The sequence below is a fragment of the Erythrobacter tepidarius genome, assembly GCF_002155695.1.
Lineage (GTDB): Bacteria > Pseudomonadota > Alphaproteobacteria > Sphingomonadales > Sphingomonadaceae > Erythrobacter > Erythrobacter tepidarius.
The window spans coordinates 140,888-157,688 of sequence record NZ_MUYJ01000011.1 but is presented as its reverse complement, the minus strand read 5'-3'; the positions used below and the strand labels follow the sequence as shown (position 1 = coordinate 157,688).

18 protein-coding genes and 1 tRNA gene are annotated in these 16,801 nt (G+C 67.3%); 5 read left to right on the top strand and 14 right to left on the bottom strand.

From position 1 onward, the window contains the following. The 4 genes from tnpC to BZF61_RS12185 all read right to left on the bottom strand — a co-directional run. Positions 1–1,098: IS66 family transposase (tnpC, locus tag BZF61_RS12200; protein ID WP_086617424.1), on the bottom strand; the 1,098-nt coding region annotated here is incomplete at its 3' end. Between the two features lie 60 nt (positions 1,099–1,158). Next, positions 1,159–1,500, bottom strand: coding sequence for an IS66 family insertion sequence element accessory protein TnpB (gene tnpB / locus BZF61_RS12195; RefSeq protein ID WP_086616938.1), 342 nt, complete (start codon positions 1,498–1,500; stop codon positions 1,159–1,161). Beyond that, a complete protein-coding gene (gene tnpA, locus BZF61_RS12190; RefSeq protein ID WP_086616937.1) occupies positions 1,497–1,874 on the bottom strand; it encodes an IS66-like element accessory protein TnpA in 378 nt (125 codons plus the stop codon). Before tnpA ends, tnpB begins: the two co-directional genes overlap by 4 nt. Positions 1,875–2,090: 216 nt before the next feature. Continuing rightward, positions 2,091–2,166, bottom strand: a tRNA-Val gene (locus BZF61_RS12185). An 89-nt stretch (positions 2,167–2,255) separates the two neighbouring features. Here BZF61_RS12185 and BZF61_RS12180 point away from each other — a divergent pair. Then, a complete protein-coding gene (locus tag BZF61_RS12180) occupies positions 2,256–3,242 on the top strand; it encodes an asparaginase (RefSeq protein ID WP_086619576.1) in 987 nt (328 codons plus the stop codon). 10 nt (positions 3,243–3,252) lie between these two features. On the opposite strand, the gene BZF61_RS12175 is transcribed toward BZF61_RS12180, so the two are convergent. From BZF61_RS12175 to fmt, 3 genes are read right to left on the bottom strand one after another with little or no spacing between them, the layout of a single operon-like run. Then, positions 3,253–4,365, bottom strand: a complete 1,113-nt coding sequence (locus BZF61_RS12175) for a zinc-binding dehydrogenase (RefSeq protein ID WP_086619575.1) — start codon at positions 4,363–4,365, stop codon at positions 3,253–3,255. Beyond that, on the bottom strand, positions 4,362–5,123 hold the full coding sequence (truA, locus tag BZF61_RS12170; protein WP_086619573.1) for a tRNA pseudouridine(38-40) synthase TruA: 762 nt from the start codon (positions 5,121–5,123) through the stop codon (positions 4,362–4,364). The genes BZF61_RS12175 and truA overlap by 4 nt, the downstream gene beginning before the upstream one ends. Further along, positions 5,120–6,025 (bottom strand): methionyl-tRNA formyltransferase, encoded by a 906-nt coding sequence (gene fmt, locus BZF61_RS12165; RefSeq protein WP_086619571.1) that lies wholly within the window; start codon positions 6,023–6,025, stop codon positions 5,120–5,122. Before fmt ends, truA begins: the two co-directional genes overlap by 4 nt. Before the next feature lie 53 nt (positions 6,026–6,078). Here fmt and recR point away from each other — a divergent pair, with 53 nt between their 5' ends. The 3 genes from recR (at position 6,079) to BZF61_RS12150 (ending at position 8,946) form a co-directional block, all read left to right on the top strand. After that, complete coding sequence (gene recR / locus BZF61_RS12160) at positions 6,079–6,675, top strand: recombination mediator RecR (RefSeq protein ID WP_086619570.1); 597 nt, start codon at positions 6,079–6,081, stop codon at positions 6,673–6,675. A 44-nt stretch (positions 6,676–6,719) separates the two neighbouring features. Then, on the top strand, positions 6,720–7,292 hold the full coding sequence (locus BZF61_RS12155; protein ID WP_086619607.1) for a peptide deformylase: 573 nt from the start codon (positions 6,720–6,722) through the stop codon (positions 7,290–7,292). Between the two features lie 223 nt (positions 7,293–7,515). Beyond that, the gene (locus tag BZF61_RS12150; RefSeq protein ID WP_086619568.1) at positions 7,516–8,946 is read left to right on the top strand and encodes a DNA recombination protein RmuC; all 1,431 of its coding nucleotides are present in this window, start codon (positions 7,516–7,518) and stop codon (positions 8,944–8,946) included. A 518-nt stretch (positions 8,947–9,464) separates the two neighbouring features. Here the strand turns inward: BZF61_RS12150 and BZF61_RS12145 are convergent. The 7 genes from BZF61_RS12145 to BZF61_RS12115 all read right to left on the bottom strand — a co-directional run bounded on the left by BZF61_RS12145 (position 9,465) and on the right by BZF61_RS12115 (position 14,834). Next, positions 9,465–10,268, bottom strand: a complete 804-nt coding sequence (locus BZF61_RS12145; protein WP_086619566.1) for a TrmH family RNA methyltransferase — start codon at positions 10,266–10,268, stop codon at positions 9,465–9,467. Between the two features lie 33 nt (positions 10,269–10,301). Beyond that, positions 10,302–10,580 carry an HPr family phosphocarrier protein gene (locus BZF61_RS12140; RefSeq protein ID WP_086619564.1) on the bottom strand — a complete coding sequence of 93 codons (279 nt, stop codon included), beginning with the start codon at positions 10,578–10,580 and terminating at the stop codon, positions 10,302–10,304. 12 nt (positions 10,581–10,592) lie between these two features. Then, on the bottom strand, positions 10,593–11,021 hold the full coding sequence (locus BZF61_RS12135; protein ID WP_086619563.1) for a PTS sugar transporter subunit IIA: 429 nt from the start codon (positions 11,019–11,021) through the stop codon (positions 10,593–10,595). A gap of 91 nt (positions 11,022–11,112) precedes the next feature. After that, a complete protein-coding gene (gene rapZ, locus BZF61_RS12130; protein WP_086619562.1) occupies positions 11,113–12,030 on the bottom strand; it encodes an RNase adapter RapZ in 918 nt (305 codons plus the stop codon). Further along, entirely contained in the window at positions 12,030–12,512 is a 483-nt protein-coding gene (locus BZF61_RS12125) for an HPr kinase/phosphorylase (protein ID WP_086619605.1), read from the bottom strand. The genes rapZ and BZF61_RS12125 overlap by 1 nt, the downstream gene beginning before the upstream one ends. Then, complete coding sequence (locus BZF61_RS12120) at positions 12,509–14,068, bottom strand: sensor histidine kinase (protein WP_086619560.1); 1,560 nt, start codon at positions 14,066–14,068, stop codon at positions 12,509–12,511. The genes BZF61_RS12125 and BZF61_RS12120 overlap by 4 nt, the downstream gene beginning before the upstream one ends. Further along, positions 14,061–14,834: a response regulator transcription factor gene (locus BZF61_RS12115; protein WP_086619558.1), complete on the bottom strand. Its 774-nt coding sequence runs from the start codon at positions 14,832–14,834 to the stop codon at positions 14,061–14,063. Before BZF61_RS12115 ends, BZF61_RS12120 begins: the two co-directional genes overlap by 8 nt. Before the next feature lie 297 nt (positions 14,835–15,131). Between BZF61_RS12115 and BZF61_RS12110 the strand changes: the two genes are divergently transcribed. After that, on the top strand, positions 15,132–16,751 hold the full coding sequence (locus tag BZF61_RS12110; protein WP_086619557.1) for a phosphoenolpyruvate carboxykinase: 1,620 nt from the start codon (positions 15,132–15,134) through the stop codon (positions 16,749–16,751). The last annotated feature ends 50 nt before the right edge of the window (positions 16,752–16,801 follow it).

Here is a 16,801-nt window from a genome sequence, read left to right as displayed (position 1 = left end):
GGCCAGCTCGAAGAACTTGCGCCTCGCATGGGCGAAGCAGCCTGCCTCGAGCACGGGGCCGGGGTCGCGTCCTTCGCGATAGAGGTCGTTGTAGCCGCTATAGGCATCGGCCTGTAGGATCCCGGACCAGCCTGCGAGATGGGCTTGCGGGTGCTCGCCGCGCCGATCGCGCGAGTAGTGGAACAGCGCCGCCGGTGGATCAGACCCGGCGAACGGCCGATCATCGCGGACGTAGACCCATAATCGGGCCACATCGGTCTTGCCCTTGGCCATGACCGGCACGGTGGTATCGTCGCCGTGGATGCGGTCTGCAGCCAGAACGTGCGCCTCGATCAGCTTGTAGATCGGCATCAGCGCGTGAGCAGCGGCGCCGACCTGATCGGCCAGGGTCGAGAGACTGAGCGGCACGCCTTCGCGAGCGAACCGCTCGGCCTGACGGTTGAGGGGCTGATGCTGCCCATACTTCTCGAACAGCAGCATGGCGAGAAAGCTGGGCCCGGCCCATCCGCGGGGCACCACATGGAAAGGAGCGGGGGCCTGAGCGATCTTCTCGCAGTCCCGGCACGCAAACTTCTCCCGGACCGTCTGGATCACCTTCCACGAGCGCGGGATGACCTCGAGCGTCTCGGTGACGTCCTCGCCGAGCTTGGACAGCCGGTCCCCACCGCAGGCCGGGCAGGAACAGGGGGCAGGCACCACCACGCGCTCGCGGGGGAGGTGCTCGGGGAACGGCTTCCTTGCCGGGCGCTTGCGCTCGAAGGCAGTGACCGTGGTGGTCTTCGCTGCCGCTTCCTCGGCAATCAGATCGTCCTCGGTGGCGTCAGCCTCGAGCTCTTCGAGCTGCAGCTCCATCTGACCCAGCAGGCGTCGGCTGCGCTCGGCGCTGGGGCCATACTGCTCGCGCTTCAGCTTGGCGATCTGCAGCTTGAGGTGAGCGATCAGCGCCTCGATGGCGCTCTGGTGGGCCATGGCGTTGGCGAGCTTGGCCGTGGCAGTGGCAGCGTTCTGCTCGGCCTCCTCGGCTCTGCGGGCCATCGTCGCCACCAGCGCCTTGAGCGCTTCAACGTCGTCTGGCAGGGGCGAGATGGCGGCTTCCACAGGAGAGATGGAATCATGTTCCACCCTCTGCCGCAAGGGCAAAACACCGCCTTGCGACGATTATCCTGCGCTCTGCGGCCGCCACGTATACTGGGGGTTCCTCCAGTCGATCCCCTCCAGCAGGCAGGCCAGCTGCGAGGGGGTCAGCGACACCGTTCCCTCCTTGGCCGACGGCCATACGAACCGGCCCTTCTCGAGCCGCTTGGCGTAGAGCGACATGCCGATCCCGTCGTGCCATATGATCTTGATCAGCGAGCCCGCGCGGCCGCGGAATACGAACAGATCCCCGCCATGCGGATTACGCTTCAGGCCCTGCTGCACCAGCAGTGCCAGGCCCTGCATGCCCTTCCTCATATCCGTGTGGCCCAGCGCGATCCACACCCGCGCGCCGGAAGGGATCATCGCAGAGCCTTCAGCGCGGCAGCGACCAGCGCCGGCGATGCCGCAGCGAAAACGCTCAGCCGCTTGCCGCGTGGCAGGTCGATGATCATCGCCGGGTGCTCGGCAGCGCTGACCGGCACCGCGTCCCCGTCGATCACCGCTTCGGCGAATACCGGCGTGGGAAGCGCATCCGGCGCCTCGGCCTCCTGCGCCGCGCCTGCATCGAGCAACTTGCGCCGCCAAGTGTAGATCAGCGCCGAGGAGATATCGTGCCGCCGACACACCTCGGCAACGCAGGCGCCAGGCGCGAACGCCTCGGAAAGGATCCGCAGCCGTTCTTCCTCGCTCCACCGGCGCCGCCGCTCCGGCCCCGAAAATACCGTCACCTGACCCATCGACCACTCCTAAGCGCGCTCAAAAGAGCACGCTAAAGAGCGCTCGCTACCTACCCGCGCAAGGCGGCCCCCGCCGGATGGATACCTGCGGAGCTGCTTTGAGGCAATCGCATCGTAGACAGTTTGTTGGATACACGGCGGATACACAGACCTGAGCGGGTCTGGTGGCTGGATCCTCTAAAACATCCGGAAACCGCGCTTTTCCGCGGTTTTGTGTGGTGGGCGGTGACGGGCTCGAACCGCCGACCCTCTCGGTGTAAGCGAGATGCTCTACCAACTGAGCTAACCGCCCCACGGTGCGCCGCCCGGTCTCTAGCGCGGCGCGGCGCAAATGCAATTGCCCTGTAGCCTCGTCGCAGTAGCGGGGCTAGGGCAAGGGGCATGAACATCGCGCGCCTCCTCGTCCTCGGCACCGGCGGCACCATCGCAGGCGCGGGCGGCAATGCCATCGGCGCGGCCTATCGTCCGGGCGGCTATGCGCTGGAAGTGCTGGTGGACGGGCTTGCCGCGCTTGGTTTGCCGGCGCAGCTGGTGCCGCAGGAAATCGCGCGGATCGGCTCGCAGGACATCGGCTTTGCCGAATGGCAGGCGCTCCACGCCGCCTGCCAGACCGCACTGGCCGATCCGGCGGTGGACGGGATCATCATCACCCACGGCACCGATACCGCCGAGGAGACCGGCTTCCTGCTCGATCTGACGCTGGCGACCACCAAGCCCGTCGTGCTGGTCGGCGCGATGCGCCCGGCCGATGCCGTGGGCGCGGACGGGCTGCGCAACTTCGCCAATGCGGTGAAGGTGGCGAGCGATCCTGCGGCGGCCGGGCGCGGGGTGATGCTGGTGATGGGCGATGCGGTGCTGGCCGCACGCGATGCCCGCAAGGCGGCGACCAGCAGCATCGATGCCTTCCGCAGCTTCCCGAGAGGCCCGCTCGGCCGGGTCACGCCCGCGAGCCTCGACTGGTTTGGCCCCCCGCACCGGGCGGACGAACAGGCGCGCTATCCTTTCCCTCAGGAATTGCCGCGCGTTGCGATCCTCACCGCGAGCGCGGGGATGGACGATCAGCCGGTTGCTGCCCTGCTCGGCATTGGCGCCAAGGGCATCGTGCTCGCCGGGATGGGCCAGGGAAATGCCCCGGCGCAGGTGATCCGGGCGCTCGCCCGCGCGGCGGCGAAGGGCGTGCCGGTGGTGCGCTCCACCCGCGTCGACGAGGGGCTGGTCGATCGCAATGTCGAGGTCGACGATGACCGGCTCGGCCTCGTCGCCGCCCGCGCGCTCGGCCCGGCCAAGGCGCGGGTGCTGCTGATGGTCTTGGTGGCCGCCGGGATTACCGATGCCGCGGCCGTGCAGGCGGCGTTTGACGCGGGGTGAGGGCAGGGCCTCACCCCCAGGGCGTGACGAGATATTTCTCGCCGGTCTTCATCTGGCGGTAGTCGAGAATCGCTTCCCGTTCGAGCATCCCCTCCAGCGTCACCCTGGCCTTGTAGTGGGAGGCGAAGGTGGTGGTGAGGTTCTCCTGCACGCGCTGGCGCATCCGCACCACGGTCTCCATGCCCGCACGCTGGAGGAACGGCGTGAGCAGCCAGCCCGCCACGCACCACTGCAGCCCATAGGAAGGGGTGAGGATGGTCGGCGAGAGGTCGAGCCGGCCATAGATATACATCTTTTTCTGCTGGTTCGAACCATAGCGCGAGAACTCGGTCATCTGGCTGACCGCGACCTGTTCCATGGCCTTGAGCACGCCATCGCTCGCCTGTCCGCCGCCGATCGGATCGAAGCCGAGGAAGGCGCCGGTCTCGGCGATCGCGGCGCGCAGGTCGGCCATGTAGGTGGGAGCGGAACTGTCGATGACATAGGTCGCACCCTGCGACTTCAAGAGTTCGACATGTTCGGGCCGGCGCACGATGTTGACCAGCTTGATCCCGTCCTCGATGCAGATGCGATTGAGCATCTGGCCGAGGTTGGATGCCGCGGCGAGGTGGACGATGGCCGAGTGGCCCTCCATCTTCGCGGTTTCGACGAAACCAAGCGCGGTCATCGGATTGACGAAGCTCGAGGCACCGGCCTCGGACGAATGCTCGCCCAGCGGCAGGCACATCATCGCATCGGCGATGGCATATTGGCTGAAGGCATGGCCCGGCACGCAGGCGACACGCTGGCCGAGCAGCGCCCGCGCCATGTCGCTGTCACCGGCGGCGATCACCGTGCCTGCGCCCTCGTTGCCGGCCGGCAGGCGCTGGCCATGGCGCGCCTTCTGGCCCGAAAGGAACGGCTCGGGCATGGTCGCAACCACCTTGCCGGGGGCGTATTCGGCGGTCTCGAAATCGGCCGCGGAAGTCAGGATCGCAAGGTCTGAGGGGTTGATCGGCGCGGCTTCCATTCTCACCAGCACCTGATTGCCGGTGGGGGCGGGGAACTGGCTTTCGGCCAACTCCAGTGTCAGCTTGCCGTCGGCGGTGAGGGTGGTGAAGAGCTGCTTTCCGGTGGTGGTCATGCTTGTTCCTCTTGCAATTCCGGGTAGGTTGCCGCGACAAAGTAGAGGCCATGGGGCGGCGCGTTAAGCCCCAAGGCCTGGCGGTCGCGTGCCGCGAGCGCCTCGGCGATGCGGCTTTCGGGCCATGTCCCTGCGCCAACCAGCTTAAGGCAGCCGACCATCGAGCGCACCTGATGGTGCAGGAAGCTGCGCGCGGCGGCGTGGATGTGGATTTCCTCGCCGACCCTTTCCACATCCAGCAAGTCCAGCGACTTGACCGGATCGGCGGCCTGGCAATGGACGCTCCGGAAGGTGGTGAAGTCATGCCGCCCGACCAGCGCCTGCGCGGCGCGGTGCATCGCCTCCGCGTCCAGAGGCTGGGGGACGTGCCAGGCCTTGTCGCGCAGCAAGGTCAGCGGCGCGCGGCGGTTGACGATGCGGTAGAGATAGCGCCGCCCGGTGCAGGAAAAGCGCGCGTGCCAGGCGTCGGGCACCACCTGGCAGTGGGTCACGGCGATCGGGGCGGGCCGCAGCCGGGCATTGAGCGCGGCCATCAGCCGGAAGGGATCGAACGGCCTTTCGATATCGACATGGCTGCGCATCGCCAGCGCGTGGACGCCCGCATCGGTGCGGCCTGCCGCATGCATCACGACACGCTCGCCGGTGATCTGTTCGACCGCCTCCTCGATTGCCTGCTGCACGCTCGGCCCGTGGCTCTGGCGCTGCAGCCCGAAGAACGGCGTGCCGTCGAATTCGAGGGTGAGGGCAAAGCGGGTCACGCGAGCATGGTGCCCCTGGCCACCGGCCGCCCGCGCAGGAACGCTTCGCGCTCCAGCACCGGCTTGCCGGCGCGCTGCAGCTTCACGGGCCGGACCGCGCCCGAACCGCAGGCGATGGTGAAGTCATCGTCGAGCACTCTCCCGGGCGCGTCGCTGGCGTCCACCACTTCGGCGAGCAGCAGCTTGATCCGCTCGCCTTCCAGCTCGAACCACGCCCCCGGAAAGGGCGCAAGTCCGCGCACGCGGCGTTCGATCACCTCGGCGGGTTCGGCCCAATCGATCCGGCTTTCCGCCTTGTCGATCTTGGGGGCGTAGATCGCTTGCGCCTCGTCCTGCACTTCCGGCGGGAAGGCGGCGAGATCGGCCAGCACCTCCACCATCGCCGCCGCGCCGACCGCGGCCAGTTCCTCGACCAGTTCGCCCGTCGTCTTGCGCCCTATCGGCACCGCCACCTTGTGCAGCATCGGCCCGCTATCCAGCCCCGCTTCCATCTGCATGATGGTGACGCCCGTCTCCGCATCGCCTGCCATCACCGCGCGGTGGATCGGCGCCGCCCCGCGCCAGCGCGGCAGGAGCGAGGCATGAATGTTGAGGCAGCCGCGGCGCGGCGCGTCGAGCACCGGCTGCGGCAGAATCAGGCCATAGGCCGCGACCACCGCCACATCCGCGCCCAACGCCGCAAAATCGGCCTGCGCCTCGCCCCCGCGGAGCGACAGCGGAGAGCGCACCATCAGCCCCAGCCGCTCGGCCTCCACCTGCACCGGCGAGGGCATCAGCTTCTTGCCCCGCCCGGCCGGGCGCGGCGGCTGGGTATAGGCGCAGGCAATCTCATGCCCCGCCGCATGCAGCGCCCGCAGCGCCGGCACCGCGAAATCGGGCGTACCCATGAAGATGATGCGCATAAGCCTTGCCGCGAGCCTTTGTGAAGCGTGGCCCAGCCCCTATCTCTGACCCCATGGCATCGCAAGAGATCGAGGCATTGAGCGCCGCGCTCGCCCGTCTGCCGGGGCTGGGGCCGCGCTCGGCGCGGCGGGCGGTGCTGTGGCTGGTCAAGCACCGCGAAAGCGCGCTGCCCGCGCTGCTCGAGGCGCTCGCGGGCGTGGCCGAGACGCTGGTCGAGTGCCATATCTGCGGCAATGTCGATACCTGCGACCCTTGCGGCATCTGCGCCGATCCGCGCCGCGATGCGCGCGCGCTGTGCGTGGTCGAGGAGGTCTCGGACGTCTGGGCGCTCGAGCGCGCGCGGCTGTTCCCCGGGCGCTATCACGTGCTTGGCGGGCGGCTTTCGGCATTGGACGGCATCGGCCCGGAAAATCTCAATATCGCCAGCCTGCTCGCCCGAGTCGAGGGCGGCGGGGTGGACGAGGTGGTGCTTGCCATGAACGCCACGTTCGAGGGCCAGACCACCGCGCATTACCTCGCCGAGCGGCTCGAGGCCCATCCGGTCCGCGTCACCCAGCTCGCCCACGGCCTGCCGGTCGGCGGCGAGCTTGACTACCTTGACGAGGGCACGCTGGCCCAGGCCCTGCGCGCAAGGCGGCCCGTGGGGTGACGCATTGCGTTGAATAAATCGCGCGCCTGGCTTACATGACGCGCATGGCTATCCGCAAAATCCTCGAAGTGCCGGATCCCCGGCTCAAGACCGTCTCGACCCCGGTCGAACCGCATGAGTTCGGCCCCGAGCTCAACAGCCTCGTCGAAGACATGTTCGAGACCATGTATGATGCCCCCGGCATCGGCCTGGCCGCGATCCAGATCGGCGTGCCCAAGCGGGTGCTGGTGATCGATCTCCAGCCCGAAGACCCGGACGCGCCGCCGGTGGAGTGCGAACACAACGGCCACAAGCACACCCACCCGGCCACCAGGAAGGATCCGCGGGTGTTCATCAACCCGGTGATCCTCGATCCGGCCGAAGAAATGTCGACCTATCAGGAAGGCTGCCTCTCGGTTCCCGAGATCTATGCCGATGTCGATCGCCCGGCGACCTGCACGGTGCGCTATCAGGATCTGGAGGGCAACACCCACGAAGAGCGCCTCGACGGGCTGATGGCGACTTGCCTGCAGCACGAGATGGATCACTTGGAAGGCATCCTCTTCATCGACCATCTCTCGCGCCTGAAGCGGGCGATGGTGCTCAAGAAGCTCGAAAAGATCCGGCGGGCTGCGTAATCTGCTTTTCGCTCGCCCCTCCGGGCGAGCGTCCTCGGTGCCGATCCCTCCGCTACGCTACGGGGCACCTGCGGCTCGGCCGCGTGGCCTCGCGGCGCTACGCGCCGATGCATCTGCCAAGCGATCCTTCCTCGTCACCCCGGGCTTGACCCGGGGCCCCGCTTTCTTGGGATATCGCGATGCCCCTCTGGCGTTCTCTATACGTTCCGTGTAGAAATGGCGTATGGATCCTGCGATTCTCTCGATCATTGCCCTCGTTGTCGGCCTTGCGCTCGGCTGGTTTATCGCTTCGCGCCCGCTCGCGGATCTGCGCGCGCGGCTGGCCGAGGCCGAGCAGGCGGCGGCCGAGCGTGAGAGCGAATTCAAACGCGCGATCGCCGAACTGGGCGAGGCGCGGGTCGAGGTAGCGGCGCTGGGTGAACGCGCCGCGCGGGCGGAGGGCCTAGAGCAGCAATTGACCGCCGCACGCGAGGAAAACGCGCGTTTCCGTGCCGAGCGGGCCGCCTTCGAGGAACAGAAGCGCTTGCTTGAAGAATCGCGCGCGAACCTGCTCAAGGAGTTTGAAAACACCGGCGCGGCCGTGCTGAACCGCGCGCAAGAGGCCTTTCTCAAGCGCGCCGAGGAACGGCTCGGCCATTCCGAGAAGGCGAGCGAGGAAAAGCTCAAGGCGCTGCTTTCGCCGGTGGGTGAAAAGCTGGCGAGTTACGAACGGCAGGTCGCCGAGCTCGAGGCGCGGCGCACCGATGCCTTCGGCCAGCTTACGGGCCTGCTCCAGGCGATGCGCGAGGGCCAGGAACAGGTGCGGCGCGAAGCGCAGCGACTCGGCAATTCGCTCACCAATGCCCCCAAGGCGCGCGGGCGCTGGGGCGAGAAGGCGCTGCAGAACCTGCTCGAACAATGCGGGCTGGCGCAGCACACCGATTTCATCATGGAGCATTCGGTTGACACCGAGGATGGCCGCTTGCGTCCCGATGCGATCGTGCGGATCCCCGGCGGCAAGGTGCTGGTGATCGACTCCAAGGTTTCGCTCAACGCCTATCAGAAGGCTTTCGAGGCGACCGACGACGAAGCCCGCCAGCGCGCGCTGGATGAGCACGTCAAGTCGATGCGCAGGCATATCGAGATGCTCGGCGCCAAGAGCTACCAGTCGCAGTTTGCCGAAGCTGCCGATTACGTGGTGATGTTCGTGCCGGGCGAGCACTTCGTCGCCGCCGCGCTCGAACACAGTCCCGACCTGTGGAACTTCGCCTTTGACAAGCGGGTGCTGCTCGCTACCCCCACCAATCTTGTCGCCATCGCCCGCACGGTGGCGCAGGTCTGGCGGCAGGATGGCCTCGCGCGCGAGGCGCAGGAAATCGGACGGATAGGGGCGGAGCTTTATGATCGCCTTGCCACCGCCGCCGAGCACTTGAAGCGCGTAGGCGGCGGGCTGGAAAGCGCGGTCAACAATTACAACAAGTTCGTCGGCAGCTTCGAACGTAACGTGCTCTCCTCCGGACGGCGGCTGGCCGAAAAGGGCATCCAGATCGGCAAGCGCACGATCGAGGATGTGCCGCTGGTCGAAAGCGCGCCGCGCTACAATGCCGAAGATGTTGCCGCGCTCGAAGCGCCTGAAGATGAAGGTGAAGCGGAAGGGCGCGGCGCGCCGGCGTGAACCGGAACGTTGGCCGGGGGGAGGGTCGGGCTGGCGGCTGGCTCAGGCCAATTTCGGCAGGTGGCCCCGCGCCGGAAATGGTTCGGCGGCGCGCATGTCTGTGCCGTTTCGGGCAGGCCCATCAGGCGCTGTGACGGGTGGCTGAAGGCTGCCGGCCCGGCATTGATCGATGCTTCTTGCGCCGGTGGATGCGCGATCGCTCCGATCCTGCCCGCGCCGCTTCACCTTCAAGGCGCGTTGCCCGCAGTCGGGGCACGACCGCGCCGCCGGTCGAAATGCAGCCCAAGCCTAGTGCAGCGCAAGGCCTGAGCCGCATCGGGGCTTTCCTACCGCCTATTCGCGCGCCATTGCGGCTGCCGGCTCTTTCCCATCGTCCGCCCCCTTTTGCGCCAACGCGTTTCCGCCGCCACCACCGCGCGCCCCCGGTTGCTGTCCGCCGCCCCGATGATTTCAGAATTAATATTTTTTATTTCAATAGGAAATATCGGAATCCGAAAGTTGACACGGTGTCGCCTTTGTCAACTTTGCCCGGCGATCGCCGCCAGCACCTCATAGGCCAGCACCGCGCCTGCCACGGCCGCATTCAGGGAATCCGCGCGGCCCTTCATCGGTATCGTGACGCGCTGGTCGCAGGCTGCTTCGTAGTCCTCGGGCAGCCCTTGGGATTCGTTGCCGACCAGGATGAAGCACGGCGCGCGGTAGTCCGCCCCGCGATAGGGCACCGCATCCCGCAGCGAGGCTGCCACAAGCTGGCCAGGCCCCGCCCGCAGCCATGGCAGGAATTCGTCCCATCGCGCCTGTGCGAGGCCCACGGTGAACACCGCGCCCATGCTGGCGCGGACGGCTTCGGCGCTGAAGGGATCGGCGCAGTCGTCGATCAGGATCAGCCCGCCTGCACCCACCGCATCGGCGGTGCGCAGCATCGTGCCGAGATTGCCCGGATCGCGCAGCGCCTGCGCCACCAGCCAGATCGGCGCGGCCTTGCGATCGAGGCGCGCGAGCGCGGTGTCCCACTCGTCGAACACCCCCGCCACGCTCTGGGCATTGTCCTTTCCGGTGATCTTGGAGAGGATGTCGGGCGTGGTGGCGATAACCGTGCCGCCGGCTGCCGTCACCGCGGCCTCGAGCGGCTCCAGGAGAGGATGTTCGCGCCCCTCGGCCATCACCAGCATCTGCGGCAACCGTCCGCAGGCGCGCGCATCCTCGAGCAGGCGCAGCCCTTCGACCAGAAACTGGCGGGCGCGTTTGCGGTGCTTCTTGTCGCGCAGCGAACGCAGATATTTGATGGTCGGATTGGAAAATCCGGTGATGTGCTTGCGCATGGGCACCGCCGCTGGCCTTTTCGCGCGCTGTGGTCAATCCTCGCCGAAGCCGTCCGCGACCAGCGCAACCAGATCGGCGAGCACGCCCTGCGCCCCTTCGCCTTTCACCACGACCTCGATCGTGTCGCCCTTGGCCGCGCCGAGCATCATCAGTCCGAGGATCGATCCGCCCGCCGCGCTGTTGGGTGACTTGGACACGGTCACGCTCACGCCTTCGGGCAGGGCGGCAACCGCGGCGACGAATTTGGCGCTCGCCCGCGCGTGCAAGCCGCGTCGGTTGACGATGGTGACGCTTTGCCTTGCCTCCCCCACGCAGCCGCGCCCCTAGGCCTTGGCCCGTGCCGGCGGAGCGGTGTCCTGGGCCAGCAGCTCGCTGGCGATAGTGATGTAGTTGCGCCCCGCGGTCTGCGCGGCATGAACCGCGGCGGTCACATCCATCGCCTTGCGTGCACCGGCAAGGCGGATCAGCATCGGCAGGTTGATGCCGGCAATCACCTCGATATGTCCGGCATCGAGCAGCGAGATCGCCAGATTGGACGGGGTGCCGCCGAACAAATCGGTGAGGATGATGACACCGCTGCCCGTGTCCACTGCCTCGATCGCCTGCGCGATCTCGGCGCGACGCTGCTCCATGTCGTCGTTCGGGCCGATGCATACGGTGACGATTCCGTCCTGCCGGCCGACAACGTGTTCCATCGCTTCGACGAACTGGTCGGCAAGGCGACCGTGAGTAACCAGGATCAAGCCGATCATGCGTGAAATTCGGTCCGTTAACTGCCCGCCCGAAGCAGGCCTCTACGAGTTTCTACCCAAGCGGACAATCCCGTGCCTGCCTGTGCCGTCCCTAGCGCCGGTCACGTTCGATTGCGTCGGCCGTGCGCGAGCCAAGGTTGCGATGCCGGACAGTGGGCGAAAAACCGGCGGCGCGCAAGCTCTCAGCCATGGCCTCGGCGGTATAGACCGAGCGGTGTCTCCCGCCGGTACAGCCGAAAGCGACGTGGACATAGGGCTTGCCCTGGGCCGCATAGCGCGGAAGCAGCACCAACAGAAGGTCACGGATCCGCGCGAAGACCTCCGCGAAGGCCGGGTCGCGCCGGATATGTTCGCCAACCGCCGCGTCCAGTCCGGTCAGCTCGCGCAGGGCGGGGACCCAATGGGGATTGTCCAGAAAACGCATATCAAACACCAGATCGGCAAGCGGCGGCATCCCCCGCGCAAAGCCGAAGCTGGAGAGGGTGAGCGTCATCGCAGCCTCGCCTGCCCCCGGCGCGAACAGGTGGCGGATGTGGCTCTGCAGGTCGTTGCTGCTCATCGCCGAAGTGTCGATCATGATCTCGGCCCAGCGGCGCAGGGGTTCGAGCAGCTCGCGCTCGGCGGCGATGCCTTCCATCACCGGGCGGCCTGCGGCCATCGGGTGGCGGCGGCGGGTTTCGTTGTAGCGGCGCTCGAGCTCGTTGCCGGCGCAGTCGAGAAACACGAAGGTGAGCGCGATGTCCTCGCGCGCGGCGAGTTCCTTGACCAGCGCGATGATCTCGGCCGGGACAAAGCCGCGGGTGCGCGAATCGAACCCGATTGCCAGGGGGCCGCGCGCCTCGTCGGGCATGGTGACCAATCGCTTGAGCAGACGGACGGGGAAATTGTCGATCGTCTCCCATCCCAGATCCTCGAGCACGGCCAGCACAGTGGACTTGCCCGCGCCGGACAGGCCGGTGACAAGCAGCAGCTGCTGGGGCGGACGGGCAGGGGCCTGGGTGCCGTTCATCACCGTCCTTCTCGCCCCGGCGCGGCGGAAAGGGAAGGCGCATTTGTAACGATTCCGTGCAGCGCCAGCGCCTGTTCGGCGCGCTGGGCGGGCGCGATCCGGCCAGGATCGAAGGCCAGCACCGGCACCGCGACGCCGGCGATGCGGCGAGAGGGCAGGGGGCGTGGGGGCAGGCGCTCGCCCGGCGCTCCGCCGAGCGTCAGCACCAGCGCCACCGGCGCGGGCGCAGCGACGGGAAAGCGGACGAGGCCCACGCCGCGCACCTCGAGCAGCCCGGCGATGTTGGGCGGCGGGGCGGCACGCAGCACGCCGCCTTCGTTCCGCAGTTCCACGGCATCATCCCCGATCAGCCCCGCGCCGCGGTCGATCAGCGCGAGCGCGAGGCTCGACTTGCCGCTGCCCGGCGGGCCCTCGATCAGCAGGGCGCGACCGGCGATCGCCACCGCGCTGGCCTGGTGGACGATGGCGCCGGCCGAGGTCATGCCGCCGCCGGAAGCCGCAGGCGCAGGCACGCGCCCCTTGCCCCATCGGGCCGCGCTAGGGCGATCAGCGTGCCGTCATGCGCCTCGGCAATGGTGCGGGCAATCGCCAGACCCAGCCCCGAGTGGTTGCCGAATTCCTCCTCCGCCGGGCGGACCGAATGGAACCGCTGGAACACCTTCTCGCGCGATTCTTCCGGAATGCCGGGGCCGTGATCGCACACCGTGAGCGTCACCCATCGGCCGTCATTCTCGAGCGTGACCTCGATTGCTGCGTCCGGCGGCGAGAAGGACACGGCATTGTCGAGCAGGTTCTCCACCACCCGTTCGAGCCGCGCGCCGACCCCGCGCACCCGTGCCGCGAGGCCGTCCACCGCGAGCACAATCGGACGACCGCCGTTCTCGGCCCGGTCCTCGCGCCCACCGATGATCGCGCGCACCAGCGCAGCGAGGTCGATCGTCTCAAGCGTCGCGCGGCTCATTTCGGCATCGATCCGGCTGGCGTCGGAGATCTCGCTCACCAGCCGGTCGATCCGGCGCACGTCATGGGTGGCGATCTGGATCAGCTCCTCCTTCAGCGCGGGGTCGGTGACGCGGGGAAGGGATTCGATCGCGCTGCGCAGGCTTGCAAGCGGGTTCTTGATTTCGTGCGCGACATCGGCGGCGAAGCTGTCGACCGCGTCGATGCGCTGACGCAGCGCGCCGGTCATGTCCGAGACCGCGCGGGCGAGCAGACCGATCTCGTCGCTCCTTTGCGGCAGGCGCGGCACTTCGACCTCGCGCTCGCGCCCCTGACGCACCCGCACCGCAGCGAGGGCGAGCTGGCGCAGCGGAGTGACGATGGTCCGCGCGAGGAACAGCGACAGCAGCGCCGAGGCTGCCATCACCAGCAGCATGGCAAAGAACAGGGTGGTGCGCGCCGCCCGCACGCTGTCGGTAATGTCGACCGCGTTGCGAACGGTCAGCAATGTCGCACCGTTGAGGCCCACGGGCGCGGCGGCGGTGATCACCGGGGTGCCATCGCGCCAGTCGTAGAGCCGGACCTGCGACAGGCCGAGCTCGCGCGCGCGGGCCAGTTCGGGCCAGGCATCGGCCTCCTGCGCCTCGGGCTCGACATAGTCCTGCACCGGCTCGGCCGCGACGATGGTGTCGACCGTGCGATCGAGCCAGCGCGAGAAGCGCTGCTCCCAGTCATCGTCGGAGATGTCGTTGAACCTGAAAGAGGGATCGGCCAGCGCGAAGCTATCGGCGGTGAGCTTGCCTTCGGTATCGAACATCCTCAGGCGCATCCGTTGTTCCTTGCCGATCTGCACCAGCAGCGCCTCCTGCCGCTCGCGGGTCGCCCCGGCCAGCGCCTCGGCGGTAATCTGGGCCTCGATCCGGGCGAGCTTGAAGCGCTCGTTGATCAGCTGGGTGCGGTAGCTGTCGAGATAGAACAGCCCGCCGCCGAGAACCAGCAGCGGCAGGATGTTGACGACGAGAATGCGCGCGGTGAGCGCAAAGCGTCCGGTGACGGTGAGTGTCTCGCCGCTCGCGGCGGCAGGGGCCGGTTCAGCCATCGTTGAAGCTGTAACCGGCGCCGTAAAGCGTATCGATCGCGGCGAATTGCGGATCGACCATCCGGAACTTGCGCCGCATTCGCTTGATGTGGCTATCGACCGTGCGGTCATCGACGAAGACATCGTCGGGATAGGCCGCATCCATCAGCTGGTTGCGGCTCTTGATCACCCCGGGGCGCACCGCCAGCGCTTCGAGGATCAGGAATTCGGTGACCGTCAGGCTCACTGGCAGCCCGTCCCAGGTGACCTGGTGGCGGGCCGGATCCATGAACAGCCGCCCGCGGGTGATGCTGGCCTGGGCCGGTTCGGTCGAGCCGGACGGGCCGGCGCCATCGCGCAGCGGTTCGGCACGGCGCAGGATCGCACGGATGCGGGCGATCAGCAGGCGCAGGCTGAAGGGCTTGGCGATGTAGTCATCCGCGCCCAGTTCCAGCCCCGCTTCCTCGTCGCGTTCGTCGTCCTTGCTGGTGAGGAAGATGACCGGCAGGGCGGATTGCGCGCGCAGCCGGCGCAGCAGCTCCATCCCGTCCATGTTGGGCATCTTGATGTCGAACACCGCGAGATCGGGCGGATTGTCGAGCAGCGCCTTGAGCGCCGTCTCGCCGTCGGAATAGAGCCGGGTGGCGAAACCTTCGGCCTGAAGCGCGATCGAGACAGTGGTGAGGATGTTGCGATCATCGTCGACCAGCGCGATCTGGACGGCGCGGCCGGTTTCCGGCGCGGGATCCTGCGCCAGCCCGGACTCTTCGCGGGTGCTGTCGGACATGATGCCTATCCTTCTCGCCGCCGCCCTTGCATAGCTGCAGGGGTAGCGTCATTGCCGCGTCGAGACAATCGGCCTTGCGCCTGCGTTACAGGGCGGTTCACGCGCGGCGCAATTTTGTCGGGACGCGCGCGTTTGACGCGCCGCGAGTCGCCAATTAAGGGCGCAGGAGAGGTGACGGGGCATGTTGTGCACCACGCTTCGGCCGATCTTTGCATACGTATGCGCCGATGCTAGGTGAGCCGTTGCGGATCCGTCCCCGATCCCGGCTTTGCCGCCATCTTGACTGGCTCAGGAGACATGACCTTGACCTCGCTTGCTACCCCGCTGGCCGCGCAGAACCTGCACACCGGCGCAACGATCCACGCCAATCTCGGCACCGCCGCGCTGGTTGAGCACGCGCTCAAGAAGGGCGAAGGCAAGCTGACCAAGCATGGCGCGCTTCTGGTCGATACCGGCCGCTTCACCGGGCGCAGCGTGAAGGACAAGTACATCGTCCGCGATGCCGAGACCGAGCACACCGTCAACTGGGGTCCCATCAACCAGCCGATGAGCCCGGAGCACTTCGCCGCGCTCAAGGCCGATTTCCTCAAGGAACTGGAAGGCCAGGAGGAGCTATTCGTCGCCGATCTGTTCGGCGGCTCGCAGCCAGAATACCGCCTGAACGTGCGCGTCATCAACCAGCTGGCCTGGCACAACCTGTTCATCCGCACCTTGCTGGTGCGTCCGACAGCCGAAGAGCTGGCCAGCTTCGTCCCCGAATACACCATCATCAATCTGCCCAGCTTCAAGGCCGATCCCGAACGCCACGGCTGCCGCAGCGACACGGTGATCGCGGTAAGCTTCACCGAAAAGCTGATCCTGATCGGCAATACCGAATATTCGGGCGAGATGAAGAAGGGCGTGTTCGGCCTGCTCAACTACCTCCTGCCCGCGCAGGGCGTGATGCCGATGCACTGTTCGGCCAATATCGGCGCTGATGGCAGGTCTGCGATCTTCTTCGGCCTGTCGGGCACCGGCAAGACCACGCTTTCCGCCGACGCCAGCCGCACCCTGATCGGCGATGACGAGCATGGCTGGTCGGACACCGCGGTGTTCAACTTCGAAGGCGGCTGCTACGCCAAGATGATCAATCTCTCGGCCGAGGGCGAGCCGGAGATCTACGCCACCACCAGGATGTTCGGCACGATCCTCGAAAACGTGACGATGGACGAGGAAACCCGCGAGCTCGACTTCACCGACAGCAGCAAGACCGAAAACACCCGCGGCGCCTATCCGATTGACTTCATCCCGAACGCGAGCGAGAAGAACCTCGGCCCGGCCCCCGCGAATGTCATCATGCTGACGGCGGATGCCTTTGGCGTGCTGCCTCCGATCGCGCGGCTCACTGCCGATCAGGCGATGTATTATTTCCTCTCGGGCTACACCGCCAAGGTCGCGGGCACCGAAATCGGCGTGACCGAACCGGAAGCGACCTTCAGCACCTGCTTCGGCGCCGCCTTCATGCCGCGCCACCCGAGCGTCTATGGCAATCTGCTCAAGGAACGGATCGCCAAGGGCGGGGCGCAGTGCTGGCTGGTCAACACCGGCTGGACGGGCGGCAAGTATGGCACTGGCAGCCGGATGCCGATCAAGGCCACCCGCGCACTGCTCAACGCGGTGCTCGATGGCAAGATGGACGCGGTGGAGTTCCGCAAGGATCCCAATTTCGGCTTCGACGTGCCGGTCTTCGTGCCCGCGCTGGCCGAGGCCGGGCTAGATCAGACCATTCTCGATCCGCGCAGCACCTGGGCCGATGGCGCCGAGTATGACGCCACAGCCCGCAAACTGGTGCAGCTGTTCATCGACAACTTCGCCCAGTTCGAAGCCCATGTCGATGAAGGCGTGCTCAAGGCCGCGCCGGCGCCGGTTGCGGCCTGATCTTTTCACCGGTTGGAGAGGAGAGCCCCGCCCGGCCCGAGCCGGAGCGG

Coding starts and splice junctions, on each gene's coding strand:
- rapZ (WP_086619562.1), bottom strand. CDS start 12,030: ATGAACGGCACCCAGGCCCCTGCCCGTCCGCCCCAGCAGCTGCTGCTT.
- BZF61_RS12110 (WP_086619557.1), top strand. CDS start 15,132: ATGACCTTGACCTCGCTTGCTACCCCGCTGGCCGCGCAGAACCTGCAC.
- BZF61_RS12120 (WP_086619560.1), bottom strand. CDS start 14,068: ATGGCTGAACCGGCCCCTGCCGCCGCGAGCGGCGAGACACTCACCGTC.
- BZF61_RS12125 (WP_086619605.1), bottom strand. CDS start 12,512: ATGACCTCGGCCGGCGCCATCGTCCACCAGGCCAGCGCGGTGGCGATC.
- tnpA (WP_086616937.1), bottom strand. CDS start 1,874: ATGGGTCAGGTGACGGTATTTTCGGGGCCGGAGCGGCGGCGCCGGTGG.
- BZF61_RS12180 (WP_086619576.1), top strand. CDS start 2,256: ATGAACATCGCGCGCCTCCTCGTCCTCGGCACCGGCGGCACCATCGCA.
- BZF61_RS12145 (WP_086619566.1), bottom strand. CDS start 10,268: ATGCGCAAGCACATCACCGGATTTTCCAATCCGACCATCAAATATCTG.
- BZF61_RS12155 (WP_086619607.1), top strand. CDS start 6,720: ATGGCTATCCGCAAAATCCTCGAAGTGCCGGATCCCCGGCTCAAGACC.
- BZF61_RS12135 (WP_086619563.1), bottom strand. CDS start 11,021: ATGATCGGCTTGATCCTGGTTACTCACGGTCGCCTTGCCGACCAGTTC.
- fmt (WP_086619571.1), bottom strand. CDS start 6,025: ATGCGCATCATCTTCATGGGTACGCCCGATTTCGCGGTGCCGGCGCTG.
- recR (WP_086619570.1), top strand. CDS start 6,079: ATGGCATCGCAAGAGATCGAGGCATTGAGCGCCGCGCTCGCCCGTCTG.
- BZF61_RS12175 (WP_086619575.1), bottom strand. CDS start 4,365: ATGACCACCACCGGAAAGCAGCTCTTCACCACCCTCACCGCCGACGGC.
- tnpB (WP_086616938.1), bottom strand. CDS start 1,500: ATGATCCCTTCCGGCGCGCGGGTGTGGATCGCGCTGGGCCACACGGAT.
- BZF61_RS12115 (WP_086619558.1), bottom strand. CDS start 14,834: ATGTCCGACAGCACCCGCGAAGAGTCCGGGCTGGCGCAGGATCCCGCG.
- BZF61_RS12150 (WP_086619568.1), top strand. CDS start 7,516: ATGGATCCTGCGATTCTCTCGATCATTGCCCTCGTTGTCGGCCTTGCG.